At 66.2% G+C, this 17,920-nt stretch carries 19 protein-coding genes; 5 read left to right on the top strand and 14 right to left on the bottom strand.

Translation table 11 applies throughout. The features are described 5' to 3' along the window. The first annotated feature begins 5 nt into the window (after positions 1-5). Both purF and LJ725_RS03320 read left to right on the top strand, forming a co-directional pair. Positions 6-1,508, top strand: a complete 1,503-nt coding sequence (purF, locus tag LJ725_RS03315; protein WP_230549187.1) for an amidophosphoribosyltransferase — start codon at positions 6-8, stop codon at positions 1,506-1,508. A gap of 10 nt (positions 1,509-1,518) precedes the next feature. Continuing rightward, positions 1,519-2,268 carry an SDR family NAD(P)-dependent oxidoreductase gene (locus tag LJ725_RS03320; RefSeq protein WP_230549188.1) on the top strand — a complete coding sequence of 250 codons (750 nt, stop codon included), beginning with the start codon at positions 1,519-1,521 and terminating at the stop codon, positions 2,266-2,268. A 134-nt stretch (positions 2,269-2,402) separates the two neighbouring features. On the opposite strand, the gene LJ725_RS03325 is transcribed toward LJ725_RS03320, so the two are convergent. The 6 genes from LJ725_RS03325 to LJ725_RS03350 all read right to left on the bottom strand — a co-directional run bounded on the left by LJ725_RS03325 (position 2,403) and on the right by LJ725_RS03350 (position 9,602). Further along, complete coding sequence (locus tag LJ725_RS03325) at positions 2,403-4,688, bottom strand: xanthine dehydrogenase family protein molybdopterin-binding subunit (protein WP_230549189.1); 2,286 nt, start codon at positions 4,686-4,688, stop codon at positions 2,403-2,405. Further along, positions 4,685-5,161, bottom strand: a complete 477-nt coding sequence (locus LJ725_RS03330; RefSeq protein ID WP_230549190.1) for a (2Fe-2S)-binding protein — start codon at positions 5,159-5,161, stop codon at positions 4,685-4,687. Before LJ725_RS03330 ends, LJ725_RS03325 begins: the two co-directional genes overlap by 4 nt. Positions 5,162-5,165: 4 nt before the next feature. Continuing rightward, positions 5,166-6,032, bottom strand: coding sequence for an FAD binding domain-containing protein (locus LJ725_RS03335; RefSeq protein WP_230549191.1), 867 nt, complete (start codon positions 6,030-6,032; stop codon positions 5,166-5,168). A 157-nt stretch (positions 6,033-6,189) separates the two neighbouring features. Beyond that, complete coding sequence (gene der / locus LJ725_RS03340; RefSeq protein ID WP_230549192.1) at positions 6,190-7,626, bottom strand: ribosome biogenesis GTPase Der; 1,437 nt, start codon at positions 7,624-7,626, stop codon at positions 6,190-6,192. After that, a complete protein-coding gene (locus LJ725_RS03345) occupies positions 7,613-8,950 on the bottom strand; it encodes an outer membrane protein assembly factor BamB family protein (RefSeq protein ID WP_230549193.1) in 1,338 nt (445 codons plus the stop codon). Before LJ725_RS03345 ends, der begins: the two co-directional genes overlap by 14 nt. 4 nt (positions 8,951-8,954) lie before the next feature. Beyond that, entirely contained in the window at positions 8,955-9,602 is a 648-nt protein-coding gene (locus LJ725_RS03350) for a tetratricopeptide repeat protein (RefSeq protein ID WP_230549194.1), read from the bottom strand. A 163-nt stretch (positions 9,603-9,765) separates the two neighbouring features. On the opposite strand from LJ725_RS03350, the gene LJ725_RS03355 reads away from it, so the two are divergent. Further along, positions 9,766-10,101 carry a DUF2794 domain-containing protein gene (locus LJ725_RS03355; RefSeq protein WP_230549195.1) on the top strand — a complete coding sequence of 112 codons (336 nt, stop codon included), beginning with the start codon at positions 9,766-9,768 and terminating at the stop codon, positions 10,099-10,101. 2 nt (positions 10,102-10,103) lie between these two features. Here the strand turns inward: LJ725_RS03355 and LJ725_RS03360 are convergent, their stop codons facing one another. The 3 genes from LJ725_RS03360 to LJ725_RS03370 form a co-directional block, all read right to left on the bottom strand. Next, positions 10,104-10,322, bottom strand: a complete 219-nt coding sequence (locus LJ725_RS03360; protein WP_230549196.1) for a bacteriocin — start codon at positions 10,320-10,322, stop codon at positions 10,104-10,106. A 132-nt stretch (positions 10,323-10,454) separates the two neighbouring features. Then, positions 10,455-10,802: an ArsC family reductase gene (locus LJ725_RS03365; protein ID WP_230549197.1), complete on the bottom strand. Its 348-nt coding sequence runs from the start codon at positions 10,800-10,802 to the stop codon at positions 10,455-10,457. A gap of 18 nt (positions 10,803-10,820) precedes the next feature. Continuing rightward, the gene (locus LJ725_RS03370; protein WP_230549198.1) at positions 10,821-12,404 is read right to left on the bottom strand and encodes an ABC transporter substrate-binding protein; all 1,584 of its coding nucleotides are present in this window, start codon (positions 12,402-12,404) and stop codon (positions 10,821-10,823) included. A 109-nt stretch (positions 12,405-12,513) separates the two neighbouring features. Between LJ725_RS03370 and LJ725_RS03375 the strand changes: the two genes are divergently transcribed. Then, positions 12,514-12,903: a hypothetical protein gene (locus LJ725_RS03375; protein WP_230549199.1), complete on the top strand. Its 390-nt coding sequence runs from the start codon at positions 12,514-12,516 to the stop codon at positions 12,901-12,903. Here LJ725_RS03375 and LJ725_RS03380 read toward each other — a convergent pair whose 3' ends face one another. Genes LJ725_RS03380 through cysG form a run of 4 tightly spaced genes read right to left on the bottom strand, consistent with a single transcriptional unit; the run spans position 12,904 to position 16,648 of the window. After that, positions 12,904-13,338, bottom strand: a complete 435-nt coding sequence (locus LJ725_RS03380) for a DUF934 domain-containing protein (protein WP_230549200.1) — start codon at positions 13,336-13,338, stop codon at positions 12,904-12,906. Beyond that, positions 13,325-14,998: a nitrite/sulfite reductase gene (locus tag LJ725_RS03385; protein WP_230549201.1), complete on the bottom strand. Its 1,674-nt coding sequence runs from the start codon at positions 14,996-14,998 to the stop codon at positions 13,325-13,327. The genes LJ725_RS03380 and LJ725_RS03385 overlap by 14 nt, the downstream gene beginning before the upstream one ends. Continuing rightward, on the bottom strand, positions 14,991-15,305 hold the full coding sequence (locus LJ725_RS03390) for a DUF2849 domain-containing protein (protein WP_230549202.1): 315 nt from the start codon (positions 15,303-15,305) through the stop codon (positions 14,991-14,993). The genes LJ725_RS03385 and LJ725_RS03390 overlap by 8 nt, the downstream gene beginning before the upstream one ends. After that, on the bottom strand, positions 15,305-16,648 hold the full coding sequence (gene cysG / locus LJ725_RS03395) for a siroheme synthase CysG (protein WP_230549203.1): 1,344 nt from the start codon (positions 16,646-16,648) through the stop codon (positions 15,305-15,307). The genes LJ725_RS03390 and cysG overlap by 1 nt, the downstream gene beginning before the upstream one ends. Positions 16,649-16,967: 319 nt before the next feature. On the opposite strand from cysG, the gene LJ725_RS03400 reads away from it, so the two are divergent. Continuing rightward, positions 16,968-17,414, top strand: coding sequence for an Hsp20 family protein (locus LJ725_RS03400; RefSeq protein WP_230549204.1), 447 nt, complete (start codon positions 16,968-16,970; stop codon positions 17,412-17,414). A 62-nt stretch (positions 17,415-17,476) separates the two neighbouring features. On the opposite strand, the gene LJ725_RS03405 is transcribed toward LJ725_RS03400, so the two are convergent. Continuing rightward, positions 17,477-17,893: a RidA family protein gene (locus LJ725_RS03405; RefSeq protein ID WP_230549205.1), complete on the bottom strand. Its 417-nt coding sequence runs from the start codon at positions 17,891-17,893 to the stop codon at positions 17,477-17,479. Positions 17,894-17,920: the final 27 nt, after the last annotated feature.

Below are 17,920 nucleotides of genomic sequence, written 5' to 3' on the forward strand. Positions count from 1 at the left end.
CCTTGATGGCGTCGGGGCGACACCCCAGCTATAACCCCGCCGTGCTAAGCACCCCGAAACGCTCCGACGACGACGACCGCCTCGACAAGTTTCACGAGGAATGTGCGCTGTTCGGCATCTACGGGACGTCAGATGCCGCCGCCCACAGCGCGCTGGGCCTGCATGCCCTGCAGCATCGCGGCCAGGAAGCGTCCGGCATCGTCACCTTCGACGGCCGCCACTTTCACAATCACCGCGCGGCCGGCTTGGTCGGGGACATTTTCGGCACGCAGGCCGTGATGGAAAAGCTGGTCGGCTATTCCGCGATCGGCCACAACCGCTACGCCACGACCGGCGGATCCTCGGACCGCAACATCCAGCCAATCTTCGCCGATTTCGACTTCGGCGGGCTGGCGCTGGCCCATAACGGCAATCTCACCAACGCCTACCTGCTGCGCAAGGAACTGGTGCGCATCGGCTGCCTGTTCCAGTCGACGACCGATACCGAGGTGATCAACCATCTGATCGCGCGGTCCAACTACTCGACCGTCGTCGACCGGCTGATCGACGCGCTGGGCAGGGTCAAAGGCGCCTACTCGCTCCTGCTGCTGACCAACGAGGCGCTGATCGGCGTCCGCGATCCGATGGGTGTGCGCCCGCTGGTAATCGGCCGCCTAGACGATGCCTGGATCCTGACCTCCGAGAGCTGTGCGCTGGACATCATCGGCGCGCGGTTCGTGCGCGATGTCGAGCCCGGAGAAATCGTCATCGCCGACGGCAACGGGCTTCGGTCGATCAAGCCGTTCGCCAAGCAGAAGCGCCGCTTCTGCGTTTTCGAGCACATCTACTTCGCCCGGCCCGATTCCAAGGTCGAGGGTATCGGCGTGTACGACGCACGCAAGAACATCGGCCGGGAACTGGCCAAGGAAAGCCCAATCCCCGCGGACGTCGTGGTCCCGGTGCCGGACTCCGGCGTGCCGGCCGCGATCGGCTATGCCGCCCAGTCGGGCCTGCCGTTCGAGCTGGGCATCATCCGCAACCACTATGTCGGCCGCACCTTCATCGAGCCGGCCGACCACATCCGCCATCTCGGCGTGCGCCTGAAGCACAATGCCAACCGCGCCCATATCGAGGGCAAGCGCGTGATTCTGGTCGACGATTCGATCGTCCGCGGCACGACCTCGATGAAGATCGTCGAGATGGTGCGCAACGCCGGCGCCAAGGAAGTGCACATGCGCATCGCGGCGCCGCCGACCACCGATCCCTGCTTCTACGGCATCGATACGCCGGACAAGGACAAGCTGCTGGCCTCACGCTACGACGTTGCCGGCATGGCGAAGTTCATCGGCGTGGATTCGCTGGCCTTCGTCTCGATCGACGGCCTGTACCGCGCGATGGGACTGCCCGGGCGCGACGCCGCCTCCCCCGCCTTCTGTGACGCCTGCTTCACCGGCGACTATCCGATCGATCTCGACGATGTGCTCGGCGTCGAGGATCGCCAGCTTTCCCTGCTCGTCGAATCGGCCTGAGGCCTTCACCATGACCGAAGACAAAGTCGGCCGTCTTGCCGGCCGCGTCGCGCTGATCACCGGCGCGTCGCGCGGCCTCGGTGCTGCCACTGCACTGGCCTACGCATCGGAAGGCGCGCATTGCGTCCTGGTCGCGCGGACGGTCGGTGGCCTCGAAGAGGTCGATGACCGGATCAAGGCGATCGGCGGTTCGGCCACGCTGGTGCCTCTCGACGTTACCGACGGCCCGGGAATCGACCGGTTGGGCCTCGCTCTCTACGAACGCTTCGGCCGGCTCGACATCCTGCTTGGCAATGCCGGCGTTCTCGGCACGCTCTCGCCGATGGGCCATTTCGAACCCAAGATTTTCGAGCAGGTGATGGCGGTGAATGTCACCGCGAACTGGCGCCTCATCCGGTCGATGGACCTGCTGTTGCGCCGTTCCGACGCCGGCCGGGCCATCTTCGTCACCTCGGGTGCGTCCCGGCATATCCAGCCTTATTGGGGCGCCTATGCCGCCAGCAAGGCGGCGCTCGACATGATGGTCGGCGTCTATGCCGCCGAGGTCGCGCATACCGCGCTGAAGGTGAATCTCTTCAATCCCGGCCCGACCCGAACCTTCATGCGGCGCGAGGCCTTTCCGGGAGAGGACGAGTCCCTGCAGATTCCGCCCGAGGCGCACGCCGAATCGCTGATCCAGCTCGCGATGCCCAGCTGCACGATGAACGGCGAGTGGATCGCCGGCGACGAAGCGGTGCGGCAACGCACCGGTCTCAACTGACGCGCCATTGATCTCCCTTCAACGGGGGCGATGGGGTTATGGGCATCGCTAAGCCCATGCCCCTTCCGTCGTCGCAAGACGTCGACACCTCCCCTTGGGAATGGGGAGGTGGTTCCACGTCGCGCGGAAAAACTCTAATCCGCGGCCATATCCATGGTCGCCAGGATCTTGGGCGGCGACATCGGCAGGCTGTAGAAACGACGGCCGAGTGCGTTGTAGACCGCGTTCGAGATGGCCGCGAGCGGCGGCACCAGCGGGACCTCGCCCACGCCTCGCACACCCTGCGGATGCTTCGGATTGGGAATCTCGAGGATCACCGAATCGAGCATCGGCAGGTCGGAGCTGACCGGCATGCGGTAGTCGAGGAAGCTCGGATTATCGAGCTTGCCGTCCTTGTTGTAGATGTACTCCTCGCTCAGCGCCCAGCCGATCCCCTGGGCGGCGCCGCCCTGGATCTGGCCCTCGACATAGCTGGGATGGATCGCGCGGCCGACATCCTGGAAGGCGGTGTAGCGCAGCACCCGTACGATGCCGAGATCGGGATCGACCTCGACGTCGCAGACATGCGTAGCGAAGCCGCCCTCGGCACCCGTCGTGTTGAGCTGCTGGCCGGCACCGATCGGGCCGCCGGTGGCGCTGGCCTGGGCCGCGATCTGGCCGAGGCTCAGCGGCTCGAACTTGCCGGCATTGTCGCCGGCTGGCCGGGCCTCGCCATTCTCCCAGACGACCGCGTCGGGATCGATCTTCCAGATCTTGGCCGCCCGCTCACGCAGCTGCGTGATGACCTTCTCCGTCGACTGCGTCACGACCATGGCCGAGGCGTAGGTCACGCGGCTGCCGCCGGTCAGATTGCTGAAGCCGATGACGCTGGTGTCGCCGATCAGCACCGAAACCTTCTTGTAGTCGATGCCCAGTATTTCGGCGGTGATGTTGGCCGTCGAGGCGCGCGAGCCGCCGATGTCGGGATGGCCGGTGATCACGACGACGGTGCCGTCCTCGTTGACGTTCACCTGCGCGCTCGACTCGCCGCCGGCATTGAACCAGAAACCCGAGGCCACGCCGCGGCCGTAGAGCTTGCCGTTCTTCGCCTTGGGCAGCGGGGTCGTGTAGTGCGCGTGCTTCTTCGCTTCCTCGATCGTCTCGACGAAGCCGATGCGCGGATAGACCGGCCCGTGCGCGGCCTTGGTGCCCTGCTTGGCGGCATTCTTCAGACGGAACTCCAGCGGATCCATCTTCAGCGCCTCGGCCATCTCGTCCATCACACACTCGACGCCGTAAGCGCCGATCGGTGCGCCCGGCGCGCGATAAGCCGCGACCTTGGAGCGGTTGGACACCACGTCGTAGCCGAACGAGTGGACGTTCGGGATGTCGTAGGGCGCGAAGGCACAGCCGGCGGCGCCCCGGATGGGCGAGCCCGGCAGCGCGCCGGCCTGCAGGCAGAAGGTGCCCTGCGCGGCCACGAGCTTGCCGTCCTTGGTCGCGCCCAGCTTGACCGTGCTGTAGGAGCCCGAGGTCGGGCCCGAGGCGTGGAACACCTCGCCGCGCGTCATCGTCATCTTCACCGGGCGGCCGGACTTCTTGGCCAGGATCAGCGCCAGCGGCTCCAGATAGATGATGGTCTTGCCCCCGAAGCCGCCACCGATCTCGGCCGGGATGGCCCGGATGTCGTTCTGCGGCAGCCCCGTCAGGTAGGCACACATGGCGCGGACCATGAACTGGCCCTGGCTCGAGCTCCAGATCGTGGCCTTGCCGTCGGAGACGCTGACCAGACAGGCATGCGGCTCGATGTAGCCCTGGTGGACAGGCTGGGTGCGGAAGCTGCGCTCGATGACGACGTCGGCCTTGGCGAAGCCCTCGCCGACGTCGCCCAGCTTGTGCTCCAGCGTCCCGGCGATGTTCGACGGCTTGTCCTTGTACTTGATGAAGTCGTGCAGGATCGGTGCGTCAGGCTTCATCGCCTCCTCGACGTCGATCACGAAGGGTAGCACCTCGTACTCGACCTCGATCAGCTTGCAGGCTTCCGCCGCGATCTTCTCGGTGGTCGCCGCGACCGCCGCCACCGGATGGCCGGCGAACAGCGCCTTCTCGCGCGCCATGACATTGCGGCACATCCAACGCATGTCCTGAATGCCGAGCATAACGGACTTATCGATCGGGAAGTTGACGATGTCCTTGGCCGTCATCACGGCCTTCACGCCGGGATAAGCTTCCGCCTTGCTGGTATCGATCGACTTGATGCGCGCGTGCGGGTGCGGGCTGCGCAGGACCTTGCCCCAGATCATGCCGGGCATCGTGGTGTCGGCGGCGTAGGCGGCGCGGCCCGTTACCTTGTCGGCGCCGTCCGGGCGGATCGTGCGCTTGCCGATCCACTTGTTGTCGTTGGCGGTCTCGGGGGTCTTGGTGCTCCCAGTCGTGCTCATCGGGCGGCCCTCATGTCGGCGGCGGTGTCCATCACGGCGCGGATGATCTTGTCGTAACCGGTGCAGCGGCACAGGTTGCCGGCCAGCCAGAAGCGGACTTCATGCTCCGTCGGGTCCGGGTTCTTCTCGAGCAGCGCCTTGGCCGCCATCAGGACGCCCGGCGTGCAGATACCGCACTGGAGCGCCGCCGATTCGAGGAACTTCTGCTGCAGGGGATGCAGTTCCTCGCCCGCCATGCCCTCGATGGTACCGATCTCCTGGCCCTCGGCCTCGGCTGCCAGCATCAAGCAGGAACAGACGATGCGTCCGTTCAGGGTGATGGTGCAGGCACCGCAGTCGCCGGTGCCGCAGCCTTCCTTGGCGCCGGTCAGGCCAAGCGGCCCGCGCAGCACGTCGAGCATGCTCTGCTCGGCGTCGCAGAGGAACTCCTGCGGCTCACCGTTGATGGTCGTGGAAACGTGGAGCTTCGCCATGGTCTTACTTTCCTCCCGCACGTTCGGCGGCAATGAGTGCGGTGCGCTTCAGCAGGACGCCGGCCACCTTGGTGCGATAGGCGATGGTGCCGCGCTTGTCGTCGATCGGACGGCAGGCGGCACTGCAGGCCGCAGCCGCCTTTGCCAATGCAGCCTCGTCGAGCTTCGAGCCGATCAGTGCCTTGGCGGCCTCCTCGACCAGCAGCACCGTCGGCGCGACGGCGCCGAGCCCGACGCGCGCGGCTGTGCAGGTCCCCTTGTCCATCGTCAGGCTGACGCCGCAACCGACCACCGCAATGTCCATCTCGGTACGCGGGATCATGCGCAGGTAGGCATCGCTCGACCCCTTGGCGCGCGGCGGCAGGTTGAAGGAGACGACGATTTCACCAGGCTCCAGGTTGAGGCGGCCGGGTCCCTTGGGCACCTTCTCGACGGCCATCTCGCGTCGGCCGTTCGGTCCCTGAATGGTAACGGTCGCCGCGGCCGCGACCATGGCCGGCACGCTGTCGCCGGCCGGCGAGCCGTTGCACAGGTTGCCACCCGGCGTGGCCCGTCCCTGCACCTGCGTCGAGCCGATCAGGTTGGCGGCCTCGACAACACCCGGCCAGACCTTGCTCAGCCTGGGATGCTCTCGCAGCACCATGCCCGAGACGGCCGCGCCGATCCGGAAACCGCCGTCCTTCGTTTCCTCGATCGAGGTCAGCTCGCCGATCTTCTTGATGTCGACGATCGTGCCCGGCGAGACGATGCCGTTGCGCATCTGGACCAGAAGGTCGGTGCCACCGGCCAGGATCCGGCCTGAGCCGGCCGCGGCGGCAAATGCCCGAATCGCCTCGTCCAGCGTCTTCGGCGCTACGTATTGGACATCCATTGCAGGTACCCCTTCATCCCGTCGGCGGCTGCGCTGCAGCTCGTTATTAGGCTTTGTTGGAAGCAAGCCTAGGGCAGCAGGTCGGTCGCGGGCAAGGCGCGTCTCTGCCACCGGCCGCGATGCGGCCCGGTGGACGCCTTCGGAGCCCCCCAATGCGCTACCGCTGGGGCTTGCGACGCCCTTCGTAGGGGTTCTTCGGCTTGCGCATGCTGAGCCGGATCGGCACGCCCGGCATGTCGAAATCGTCGCGCAGCCGGTTCGTCAGGAACCGCAGATAGTCGTTGCCCAGTTCGTCCGGCTGGCTGACCGACAGGATGAAGGTCGGCGGCCGGCGCTTGATCTGGGTCATGAAGCGCAACCGGATCCGGCGGCCGTTGCTCGCCAGCGGCGGCGGATGCAGGGTCTCCATCTCGCGCAGCCAACGGTTTAGCTTGGGCGTCGTGACCCGCTTGTTCCAGATTTCGTAGGTCTCGAACACCTTGGGCAGCAGCCGCTCAACGCCGCGGCCGGTCAGCGCCGAGAAGCCGACGATGGCCACGTCCTTGACCTGCGAGAACGACATTTCCAGGCGATCACGCAGCTTGCGCCACTGCTTCGCGGAGCCCGACTGATCGTCGGCCAGAAGGTCAGTCTTGTTGACCGCGATGACGAGCGCCCGGCCCTCCTCGATCACCCAGCCGGCGATGTTGAGGTCCTGCTTCTCGGCCATGTCGGCCGCGTCGAGCACGACGACCACCACGTCGGCGAGCCGGATCGTGTCGAGCGAATCGGCCACCGAAGCGGCTTCGAGCTTGGCCTCGATGCGGCTGCGGCGGCGCATCCCGGCCGTGTCGACCAGGCGAACCGGACGGCCCTTCCACTCCCATTCGACGCGAATGGAATCGCGTGTGATCCCGGCCTCGGGCCCGGTGAGGACTCGCTCCTCGCCCACCAGGCGATTGAGCAGCGTCGACTTGCCGACATTCGGACGGCCGACGATCGCCAGCAGCAGCGGGCGTCCTTCCGGCACGTCGGCCAGATCGGGATCCACCGCCTCCGCATCCGCCGTCTCGTCCTCTTCGGGCATCGGCTCGATGTGACGGCCCAGAGCCTCGTGCAGGTCGCTCAATCCTTCGCCATGCTCGGCCGAGACCGGGATCGGCTCGCCCAACCCGAGACCGTGCGCCTCGGCAAGCCCCTGCTGTCCGGCGCGGCCTTCGCACTTGTTGGCGACCAGGATCACCTTGGCTGAACGCTTGCGCAGCCAGCTCGCAAAGCTCTCGTCGAGCGGCAGGATGCCCGAGCGGGCATCGATCAGGAACAGAACGACGTCGGCGCTCTCGACAGCGCGCTCGGTGAAGCGGCGCATCCGCGCCTCCAGCGCCTCGCCGCCGGCCGTTTCCCAGCCCGCGGTGTCGAGCAGCATGAACGCGAGATCGCCCAGCTGGGCGGGCTGCTCGCGAATGTCGCGCGTCACGCCCGGCGTGTCGTCCACGATGGCGCGACGGCGTCCGACCAGCCGGTTGAACAGCGTGGACTTGCCGACATTCGGACGGCCGACGATGGCGACCCGGCGAAGCCCCTGGCCCGGCGGGCGATGATCAGCGGAGGGCAACGAGTCTTCCGGAATCGGTCAGGACGTAGATGGTCCGGTTGGCGATGACGGGACCGAGGCGGACGCGGTCGCGCACGTCGATCTTGCCCAGCACCTCACCCGTGAAGGGGGAGACGGCCAGCAGGTCGCCCAGCGAGCTGGTGAGAAGCAGACGGTCACCCGCGAGCACCGGGCCGCCCCACAGGACAGGCGTGCGAGCCTTGACGTCCTCGTAGCGCGTGAGCGGCGTGACCCAGCGGACCTTGCCGGTGTCGCGGACCATGGCCACGACGTCGGCGTTGCCGGTGATCAGGAACAGGAAGCGCCCGGCCGTCCACGGCGTCTGGTTGCCGCCGATGTTGCGGTCCCACTGGCGCTGGCCGGAGCGGAGATCGATGCCGGCGATCTGCCCGGCGGAGCCCATCGCGATCACGAGGCCGCGGTCGATCACCGGGCGCCCGCGAATGTCGGCGAGGTTGCCGAAGGCACGGATGTCGGCGCGCGCGCCGATCAGCGATTCGTTCCAGACGGGCCGCCCATTGTCGATGCGCAGCGCCACCAGTTCGCCCGAGGTGAACGGCGCGACGACATAGTCGCCGGACCCGGCCGGGCTGTTGCCGCCGACATAGCCTGCCGTTTCCTGCAGGCCGGCGAACTGCCAGAGATCCGAGCCATCCGAGGCGGCCAGCGCATGCAGCTTGTTGTCGATGGCGATCACGAAGACCCGGTCGCCGAACACCAGCGGCGAGCCTCGCACCGGCGCGCTGACGGTCGACTTCCAGTCTTCCTTGCCGGTGGCCGGATCGAGCGAATAGACCACGGCGAACCCGGTCGTGACGAACAGCCGGCCGCCATAATAGGCCAAGCCGCCACCGAACTCGTCCGAATCGCGCGCTTTCTCCGGGGCGAGCGAAACCCGCCACAGCAGGGCGCCGGTGTCGGCATTGAACGCCGAGACCGTTCCCTGGGCATCCTTGGCGAACACCTTGCCCTCGGCGACGACGGGAGGCGTGGTGAGGATGCGGGTGCTGCCGCTGCCCGATCCCACATCCGCCGTCCAGATGACCTGGGGCGAGTCGCCGATCGCCAGATTGTGCATGGCGTTGTTCGGGAACCCTCCCGACTGCGGCCAGGAGTCGTTGACCGTCGGCGGCGGCAGGACGACCTGCAAGCCGGCGACGTCGCTGTCGGGCTCGAGATCCCTCCGGTCGCCCAGCACGGAAACCCGTTCGCCCGGAAGCGGGGTTTTCTTCTTGTCGAAGATATCGCAGCCCGACAGGGCGCTCACCATCAGGACGGCGGCGAGAAGAAGACGCGGGTTGGCGGCACGCATAACGCTCGACATCGGATTACTTCGCCTCCGCGCCGCCGTGGAGATTGAGCATCGCCGAGACTCGCTGGGACGTACCCTGCGGTACGGCGGGATCCTTGGCGATCTCGTTCCAGAGTTCCTTCGCACGCTTGGTGTCGCCCTTGCGAGCTGCCAGCATCGCCTGGAGTTCACGAACGCTCAGGCGGAATGGGCGGTCTGCCCCCGCCAGCGGCTCTAGCTTCGCCACCATCTCCTCGGCCTTCGGCGTGTCGATGCTCTTGAAGGCAGCGATCACCATGGCGAGGTCGCTGAGTTCGGAGGCCGAAAGTTTCGGCGCCACGGCGGAAAGAGCGGCGACCTGCTCCTCCAGCGTCGGCAGCAGCTGGGCCGCCGCCATCGCGGCGAGAGAACGGTAGGGCTGGAGCGCGTTCGCGCCCTGCTTCTCCAGTTCGGCGCGCGCGGCCGCCGGATCCGTCGCGATCTGGGCCAAAGCCGCCGAATAAGCCGCACTCGCTGCTGCGCGCTGCGCCTGGTCATACTGGCGCCAGCCGACGAATCCGGTAACTGCGACGACGACGGCGACGGCGCCCGCGACGACCCAAGTCCCGTAGCGGCTCCACCACTCCTTCATCTCGTCCTTGCGGACGGCCTCGTCGATCTCATGGAACGCGGCGGAGTCGGACACAGGGTGCTCCCGGAATATCGCGGAATATCAACAGCTTCAGCGGCGGTTCATAGCCCCCCACCCTCGCTTTGGCAAACAACGGAATGGGGTCGGGGCGACGCTTTACCCCCACCGGCGGTTCTGCAAGTATTCACATCACCGACATGTTTGAAGTCACGGTGGCATGAACAACTTGTACCGTCTGGCCGATCAGCGGGCTCGGCGCCGGATTGTCTCGTTCGACAAGCGGGAACTGTCGCGGCTCCTGGGTCTCTACAGCATGCGTGTGGCTTCCGGAGAATGGCGCGACTACGCCATCGACTTCCGGCCAGGCATGGCGGTTTTCTCCATTTTCCGCCACACCGCCGAACAGCCGCTGTTCGCCATTGCCAAGGTCCCGGGGGGCGGGAGCGGCAGCGGCTACATCGTCTACAACGGCCCGCGCAAACTCGCCCACGGCGAGACGCTCGAGGACGTGCTTCGCGTCTTCGAGCGCAAGCTCAAGCTGCTGCTGGGGTGACGCTACTTTTTCGGGGTCGTCGCCGCGCCGATGCCGGCGCCAACCGCCGTACCGACCAGCACGGGCGCCACCAACGGCCAGCCGGCAATCGCGCCGACGGCCAGGCCGGTGCCGGCGCCGATGCCGCCGCCGGTCACGGCGCGCTCGCCCCACGTGTCGCCACAGGCAGAAACCGACAAGGCGAGCGGAAGAAGAACGACAGCAATGAACGTGGTCTTCATGGTCAGCCTCTTGAGAGGGGCAGGCAACGCGCCGCCAGAAATCAATTTTGTTAGTGATTCGAGACGTTAATGCGGTGACCTTTGACCATCTTGTCCAATTTGTCAAATATCTAGTGTAATATATTGATTTAACTATATTTTTATCTGATCTTCATAACTTCCCGGCTTGAAGCCGACGATCACCTTTCCCTTCCACTCCAGTACGGGCCGCCTGATCATCGAAGGTTGCGCGAGCATGAGGGCAATTGCCTTGTCCTCGGTCAGTCCCTCCTTGTCGGCATCCGCCAGCTTCCGGAAGGTGGTGCCGGAGCGGTTCAGCAGCGCTTCCCACCCGACCTGACCGACCCAGCGCTCGAGCCGGCCGCGGTCGATCCCCGCCTTCTTGTAGTCATGGAAGTCGTAGGCCACGCCCCTCTCCTCGAGCCAGGCGCGCGCCTTTTTCATCGTGTCGCAGTTCTTGATTCCGTAGATCGTGGTCATGCGGCCACGATCCCGAAGTCAGGGCTGGACGTCCAGCCCCTTGTAGAGGGCGGCGCTGTAGATGCCGTGAGCCCGGACGTTCTTGATGCTCTTCTTCGCCACGAGGAAGAGCCTCGAATGCGCCGCCGGGATCATCAGCGCCTCGTCGTGCATGCGGCGCTGGATCTCCTTGAAGTACTTCTCGCGGTCGGCGTCGTTCGTTGCCGTGCGTCCGGCATCGAGGATCCGGTCGGTCTCCGCGTCGTTCCACATCATGCGGTTCGGTACCGGCCGGTTCTTGGAATGGTAGTAGAGATACATCTGGTCTCCAGCCGAGGTGTAGGGCACCGAGAGTGTCCAGATGTCGTAGTCCTGCTGCGCGATCTTCTGGAAGAAGACCGTGGGATCCCAGGTCTGGATCTTGATGTCGATGCCGACCGTGCGCGCGGCGCCCTGCAGGACCTCCGACAGCTTGGGGTTCTGTCCCACCGTGTAGGAGTACATCAGCAGTTCGAGCTTCTTTCCGTCCTTGTGGCGGAAGCCATCCGATCCCATGAGCCACCCTGCTTCGTCGAGCAGCTTTCTGGACCTCTCCGGATCCCGACGGGTCAGCACGTCGAGCGTCGCCGGCTCGAAATCGAGCGCCTTGGGATGGACCAGCGATCTCGCCGTCTCCGCCTGTCCGAAGAAGATCGCCTTGTTGATCTCCTCACGATCGACGAGATGGGCGAGCGCCTGGCGGACCCGCTTGTCCTGCAGGTTCTCGCGCGTGCTCTTCAGGCCCCAGTAGAACATCGCGAAATCGGCCGTCGGCTCGTAGACGGCGAGGTTGGGCGCCTTCTTGAAGCTCTCGATCGCCTGCAGCGGGTTCCAGTGGCAGAAGTCGGCCTGGCCCGAGAGCATCGTGGCAATGCGCGTCGTTTCCTCCGGGACGATGCGCCAGATCATCTTCTCGTATTTCACCGGGCCCTTGTTGGCGTAGACGCCGGTCGGCCCCCACTTGTAGGCATCGTGCCGCTTCAGCACGAGTTCCTTGCGCGGCTGCCAGCTCTCCCAGCAGAGAGGGCCGGTGCCGTCGAAGCCTTTGACTCCGAAATCCGCCCCGAGCGCCTCGACATTGTCCTTGTTGATGATGGTCGCGGCGAAGTTCGCGAGGTCGACCAGCAGTTCGGAATGCGGCCGCTTCAGCTTGTAGACGAGCGTGTACGGATCGGGCGCGGTCAGGCTGTCGATCTCGCCCAGGCGCCAGTAGAAGGGCCAGCGCGCCGAGGGATCGGCCAGGCGGGTGAAGGAATAAATGACGTCGGCGGCGGTAAATTTCTTGCCGCTGCAGAAGGTGACGTCGTCACGAAGCGCGAACGTATAGGTCAGCCGGTCGTCCGATACCGTCCAGGACTTGGCGAGCAGCGGATGGACCTTCTTCAGGTCCCAGTCGAGCGCGACCAGCGTGTCGCCCATCATGAACATGGGATGGCCCATGCCGCTCGAGGTGTTGTTGTGCGGGTCGTACTTCGGAGCATCCTGTGAGCGGATGTTCACGAAGACTTGTGCCGAAGCCGGGATCGCGAGCGCGCACCAACCCAGCGCGAGCGCCAGCACGGCGCTCGTTGCTCCCTTGATCATGTCGCTTCCTCCCACCGGTGTGTTCCCGGCTGCGGAGAGAGCCTATCCCCGGTTGAGAGAGCCGCCAAGCGCCTCGACGGCCGCCGTGGCGTTTGCTTAAAGTCCGGTCATGCCCATCGAGTTCACGATCGATCACGAAAAGCGCTTCGTCCACGCCCGGGTCCTGGGCGTGATCACCCTGAAGGACATCGAGGAGTTCACCGACAGGGTGGTCGCGCAGGATGCGCTCACCTATCGCAAGCTCTTCGACGCGAGCAAGGGCGACGGCACCTACACCGACGAGGACGTGATGGCGCTTGCCGCCCGCGCGGCAGCCTACGCAACGCTCGCCAAGCGCGGCCCCCTCGCGCTCATTCCCCGTCCCGGTGTGGGAGCGGAACTCGCCAAGCGCTACATCAATCTCGGCAAGTTCACGGGCGAGGCCCGCATCTTCGACGGCGCCGACGAAGCCCTGGCATGGCTCGAGGCTCAGGCGAAGCCCCCCGCCTCGGAGACCTGATCAGAGGACCGCGCGCTCGAGCCTGCGCCGCGATGCCGGGACCTTGTCGTCCTCGGCGGGCTGGTAGACGACACTGAACAGTTTCCGCGCCCTCGCGAGCGCCTCGCCGAACCCCTTCTGCTCGCTTTCGAACGAGTCGAACCCGCAGCGCAGCATGAACGGCAGCTGGTCCTGGAGCACGCCGCCCGTCGCACGCAGTTCGCCACGATAGCCGAGGCGGCCGCGCAGGAGGCGGGCCTGGCTGTAGGCGCGTCCGTCGCTGAACTTCGGGAACTCCAGCACGATCAGACGCAGGCGCCCGACTTGCGGCGCAAGGTCCTCGACCGGATCGGTATTGGCCAGCGAGACCGCCGGCCATTCGGGACGCGACTGCCACTCCTTGAATGGCAGTGTGACGTAGGATGCCGGCAGACCGGACTCGCTATACAGAGCCATAGACTCTCTCCTTGAAGGGCTCGGCGCCGACGCGCCGGTATGTCTCGACGAAGCGCTCGCCGGGCTGACGGGCGTCCAGATACGTGCCGACCAGGGCATCGACCGCCTCGACAACCCTGTCGGCCGGGATCGCAGGCCCGAGGATCGCGCCGATGGCGGTCCTGCCGAAGTCGACGTCGCCGCCGAGGCTGATCTGGTAGAGCTCGACGCCGTTCTTGTCGACGCCGAGGATGCCGATGTGGCCGACATGGTGATGGCCGCAGGCGTTGATGCAGCCCGAGATCTTGATCTTCAGGTCGCCGATGTCGTGCTGGCGCGCGAGACTCGCGAAATGCTCCGATATCCGCTGCGCCACGGGGATTGAGCGCGCATTGGCCAGCGCGCAATAGTCGAGTCCCGGGCAGGCGATGATGTCGGTGATCTTGCCGACGTTGGCTTCCGCGAAGCCCAGGGCCGCGAGCGCAGCGTAAACGCGCGGCAGGTCCTCGATCGCGACGTACGGGAAGATAAGGTTCTGCTCGTGGCTGACCCGCAGTTCGGCCTGGCTGTAGGTCTCGGCGATGTCGGCCACACCGTCCATCTGGGTGGCGCTCGCGTCGCCCGGCGGCGCACCGGCGGGCTTCAGGGACGCAGTGACGATCGCATAGCCCGGCACGCGATGCGGCGCGACGTTGGACTTGAGCCACAGCGCGAAGTCCGGATCTTCGAGGCGCCGGGCTTCCACCGCGCCGGAAATCGCCGGCCGCACCGGCAGGTCGGGCGGCGCGAACTGGCGCGCGATCGCCTCGATCGTCTCGGCCGGCAGGGTCAGCGCATCGTCACGCATGGCGGCGTACTCGGCCTCCACCTCCTCGCGCATCTTCTCGGCGCCCACCTCGTGCACGAGGATCTTGATGCGCGCCTTGTAGAGATTGTCGCGTCGACCGTAGCGGTTGTAGACCCGCAAGGTCGCCTGGAGATAAGCGAGAAGCTCTTCCTTCGGCAGGAATTCCCGCAGGGTCTTGCCGATCATCGGGGTGCGCCCGAGGCCGCCACCGACGATCACCTCGAAACCTTCCTCGCCCCTCTCGTTGCGCCAAAGGCGCAATCCGATGTCGTGCACCCGCACGGCAGCGCGGTCGTTGGGCGAGCCCGTGATGGCGATCTTGAACTTGCGCGGCAGGAAGGTGAATTCCGGATGCAGCGTCGACCACTGCCGCACGATCTCGGCCCAGATGCGCGGATCCTCGATTTCGTCGACGGCAGCGCCGGCATAGTGATCGGCGGTCACGTTGCGAATGCAGTTCCCCGACGTCTGCATCGCATGCATGTCGACTTCGGCCAGCGCCGCGAGCGCATCCGGCGCATCTTCGAGCTTGATCCAGTTCAGCTGCAGGTTCTGGCGCGTCGTGAAGTGGCCATAGCCGCGATCGTACCTGCGCGAGATGTCCGCCAGCTTGCGCAGTTGCCGCGACGACAGGGTGCCATAGGGAATGGCGATTCGCAGCATGTAGGCGTGAAGCTGCAGATACAGGCCGTTGGTCAGGCGCAGCGGCTTGAACTGTTCTTCGGTGAGCTCGCCGGCGAGGCGACGCCGCACCTGGTCGCGAAACTGGTCGACGCGCTCCGAGACGAGCGTCCGGTCGTAGTCGTCGTACCGGTAGAAATGGGTATCAGGCATAACGCACCGCGTCGGCCGCAATGGCATCGAAGGTCAGCCCCGAGGCACGGATCTTCTCGCGCAAGGAAAGCGGCTCGATCGTGCCGTCCTCGCCCTCCGTCACCGCCACCAGGAACGGATCGATCACGGCAAAGCCCTCGGCTCGCGCACGCTCAAGCAGTATCTCCGCGCCCCGCGCGTCGCGCGCCACGGCCGCGCGCTCCAGCCGGTCGGTCCACTGGCCGGCTTCGTCGAGCCAGACGACCATGCCATCGACCAGGCGATTGGCGGACGCGACCTGCAGGTCGCCGATGAGATTCTTGGCCATCAGGACACCTTTACGAGCGGCGGGGTTTCGACCGCGGCTGCGTAGGCTGCCACGTCCCCGATGATGATGAGACTGGGGCCACCGGCCTGGGCATGCGCGGCCGCGAGCCGCGCCAGGTCGACGAGCCGGCCCGTGGTCACGATCTGGTCAGCCCGAGTGCCATTCTCGATGATTGCCACCGGCGTGTGCGGCGGAGTCCCTGCCTCCAGCAGACGATCCCGTACGGCGGGCGCTTCGGTCGTGCCCATGTAGACGGCCAGCGTATGACCCTGCGCGGAGAGTGCCGGCCATGCCACGGGCCTGCCGTCGGCGGCGCTGTGGCCGCTGACGAAGGTCAGGGTGGAGGCATGCCGGCGATGGGTGAGCGGGATACCGGCGGCGGCGGCGCAACCCAGCGCCGCCGTGATGCCGGGCACGATCGTGTAGGCAAGGCCCGCCGCCCGTAGAGCGTCGATTTCCTCGCCGCCGCGGCCGAACACGAACGGGTCCCCTGCCTTGAGCCGCACCACGGTCTGGCCGGCACGGACGCGGCCCACCAGTTCGGCGTCGATGTCCGCCTGCGCCCAGCTCGGGCGGCCCTTGCGCTTGCCGACGCAAACGACCTCGGCATCGCGACGCGCCCGCGCCAGCACCGCCTGCGGCACAAGGTCGTCGTGAAGGATCGCATCGGCTTCCTGCAGCAGCTGGGCGGCCCTCAGGGCGAGAAGGTCGGGATCGCCGGGACCGGCGCCCACGATGTGGGCGATGCCGGCGGAGGTGGCCTGCCGTCGAAGCGCATCAAGTTCATCCAGCGCGAAACGCCGGGCGCCGGCCTCGTCCCCCGCAAGCGCGAGACGCGACGCTGGCCCTTCGACCAGGCGGCGGAGAAATGCACGGCGGCGAGCTGGGTCGGCGATCAGATCGTTCACCCGGCCACGAAAGCCGGCGGCCAAGCGGACGAGCGCCCCGATGCGCTCCGGCAGAGCGGCCTCGACCCGGGCACGCAACACGCTGGCGAGCGTGGGCGAAGCACCACCGGTCGAGATCGCGACCAACACACCATCGCGCTCGACGATCGCGGGCATGATGAAGTCGCAAAGCGCGGGACGGTCCATCACGTTCACAGGTATGCCGGCGGCCTTGGCCACGCGATGGGCCGCCGCGTCGCTACCCTCGTTGTCCGTGGCCACGAACGCCGCGATTGCGCCTGCAAAGTCGTCTGGCCGAAGCGACCTGGCGTCGAGCCGCCGAACGTGCGCGCCCGCGGAGTTGGCTAGAGCGGCGCGCAGGTCGGCCTTCGGCCCTTCGCCGACCACCACGACCTGTCGGCCGGCCAGATCGAAGAAAAGCGGCAGGTGCTTCACGACACGGCCGCGCGCAGCACGACGTTGAGGGCGAGCATGCCGACCGCCTGCGAGATCGACAGGACCCAGAGGGACGTTTCGGACTTGGGAAGAAACTTGGACATGCTGCTAACCGCCGTTGATCTGGCGATTCCTCGCACATCCGCCACGAAGTGAATTCCCGAAGGTTGTTGCCGGAGGAGCAATTCCTGCCGTTCAAGAGGCTCCGAAGGAAATTTTTATTGCCCTTGAAGCCGGCCCTTCCCTCCCCAAATCCTCGTCGTTCCCCGCGCCCATCCGGGGCGGGAACGTCCAACATCGCTCAGGAGAGGATGATCAAATGCGTACCGTCGACTATTCCCCGTTCTATCGTGCCACCGTCGGCTTCGACCGGGTCTTCGACCTGCTCGACTCGGTGGCCAGCCAGTCCGGCGCCAATGGCTACCCGCCGTACAATATCGAGAAGGCCGGCGATAATGCCTACCGGATCGTGATGGCGGTCGCGGGCTTCGCCGAAGCCGAGCTGAACGTGACCCAGAAGGAAAACGAGCTGCTGGTCACCGGCCAGGCCGCCCCGAGCGAAGGCCAGGAAGAGAAGCAGTATCTCTACCGTGGCATCGCGGGCCGCAACTTCGAGCGCCGCTTCCAGCTCGCCGATCATGTGAAGGTCACCGGCGCGAAGCTCGCCAACGGCCTGCTGACGATCGAGCTGCAGCGCGAGATCCCGGAGGAGAAGAAGCCCCGCGCGATCCCCGTCCAGGCGGGCCAGCCGGCCCTCACCCACTAAGCAGGTAGCAGCCTGCTGTCTCGGAGGGGCGCCGCGGGAAACCGCGACGCCCTTTCTTTGTCTCAGGCACGCGTCAGGAACACGGTTGAGGGTTCGACCTCGACGAGAAACGCCTCGTCTGCCAGGGCCGGAACGCCGATCCAGGTCGTACACGGCGGATTGTCGCCGAACATGGCCTTCAGAACGCCACCGATGGCTTTGCCTTCGTGCATGTGGCTTTGCTTGATGTAGAGCCGCAATGCGCCGACCTGATCGAGGCTGGCGCCGACCGACGCCAGCGCCGTCGCCAGATTCTCGAGGCTCTTCTCGAGCTGGCGGCCGATATCGTCGCGGCCGACGACATTGCGATCGGCATCCCAGGCAACCTGACCGGACACGTGGACGGCCCGGCCTGTCGGTGTCTGCGTTATCGTTACCTGGGCAAAGCCATAGTCCCGACTGTCGAAGAGGCCGGCCGGCACCTGAATCGATCGAGTCACGGCTTCCTCTCCATGGCGGGGGTCGCT

This window comes from Reyranella aquatilis (genome assembly GCF_020880995.1).
GTDB classification, from domain to species: Bacteria; Pseudomonadota; Alphaproteobacteria; order Reyranellales; family Reyranellaceae; genus Reyranella; species Reyranella aquatilis.

Coding starts and splice junctions, on each gene's coding strand:
- purF (WP_230549187.1), top strand. CDS start 6: ATGGCGTCGGGGCGACACCCCAGCTATAACCCCGCCGTGCTAAGCACC.
- LJ725_RS03320 (WP_230549188.1), top strand. CDS start 1,519: ATGACCGAAGACAAAGTCGGCCGTCTTGCCGGCCGCGTCGCGCTGATC.
- LJ725_RS03325 (WP_230549189.1), bottom strand. CDS start 4,688: ATGAGCACGACTGGGAGCACCAAGACCCCCGAGACCGCCAACGACAAC.
- LJ725_RS03330 (WP_230549190.1), bottom strand. CDS start 5,161: ATGGCGAAGCTCCACGTTTCCACGACCATCAACGGTGAGCCGCAGGAG.
- LJ725_RS03335 (WP_230549191.1), bottom strand. CDS start 6,032: ATGGATGTCCAATACGTAGCGCCGAAGACGCTGGACGAGGCGATTCGG.
- LJ725_RS03345 (WP_230549193.1), bottom strand. CDS start 8,950: ATGTCGAGCGTTATGCGTGCCGCCAACCCGCGTCTTCTTCTCGCCGCC.
- LJ725_RS03355 (WP_230549195.1), top strand. CDS start 9,766: ATGAACAACTTGTACCGTCTGGCCGATCAGCGGGCTCGGCGCCGGATT.
- LJ725_RS03360 (WP_230549196.1), bottom strand. CDS start 10,322: ATGAAGACCACGTTCATTGCTGTCGTTCTTCTTCCGCTCGCCTTGTCG.
- LJ725_RS03365 (WP_230549197.1), bottom strand. CDS start 10,802: ATGACCACGATCTACGGAATCAAGAACTGCGACACGATGAAAAAGGCG.
- LJ725_RS03370 (WP_230549198.1), bottom strand. CDS start 12,404: ATGATCAAGGGAGCAACGAGCGCCGTGCTGGCGCTCGCGCTGGGTTGG.
- LJ725_RS03375 (WP_230549199.1), top strand. CDS start 12,514: ATGCCCATCGAGTTCACGATCGATCACGAAAAGCGCTTCGTCCACGCC.
- LJ725_RS03380 (WP_230549200.1), bottom strand. CDS start 13,338: ATGGCTCTGTATAGCGAGTCCGGTCTGCCGGCATCCTACGTCACACTG.
- LJ725_RS03385 (WP_230549201.1), bottom strand. CDS start 14,998: ATGCCTGATACCCATTTCTACCGGTACGACGACTACGACCGGACGCTC.
- LJ725_RS03390 (WP_230549202.1), bottom strand. CDS start 15,305: ATGGCCAAGAATCTCATCGGCGACCTGCAGGTCGCGTCCGCCAATCGC.
- LJ725_RS03400 (WP_230549204.1), top strand. CDS start 16,968: ATGCGTACCGTCGACTATTCCCCGTTCTATCGTGCCACCGTCGGCTTC.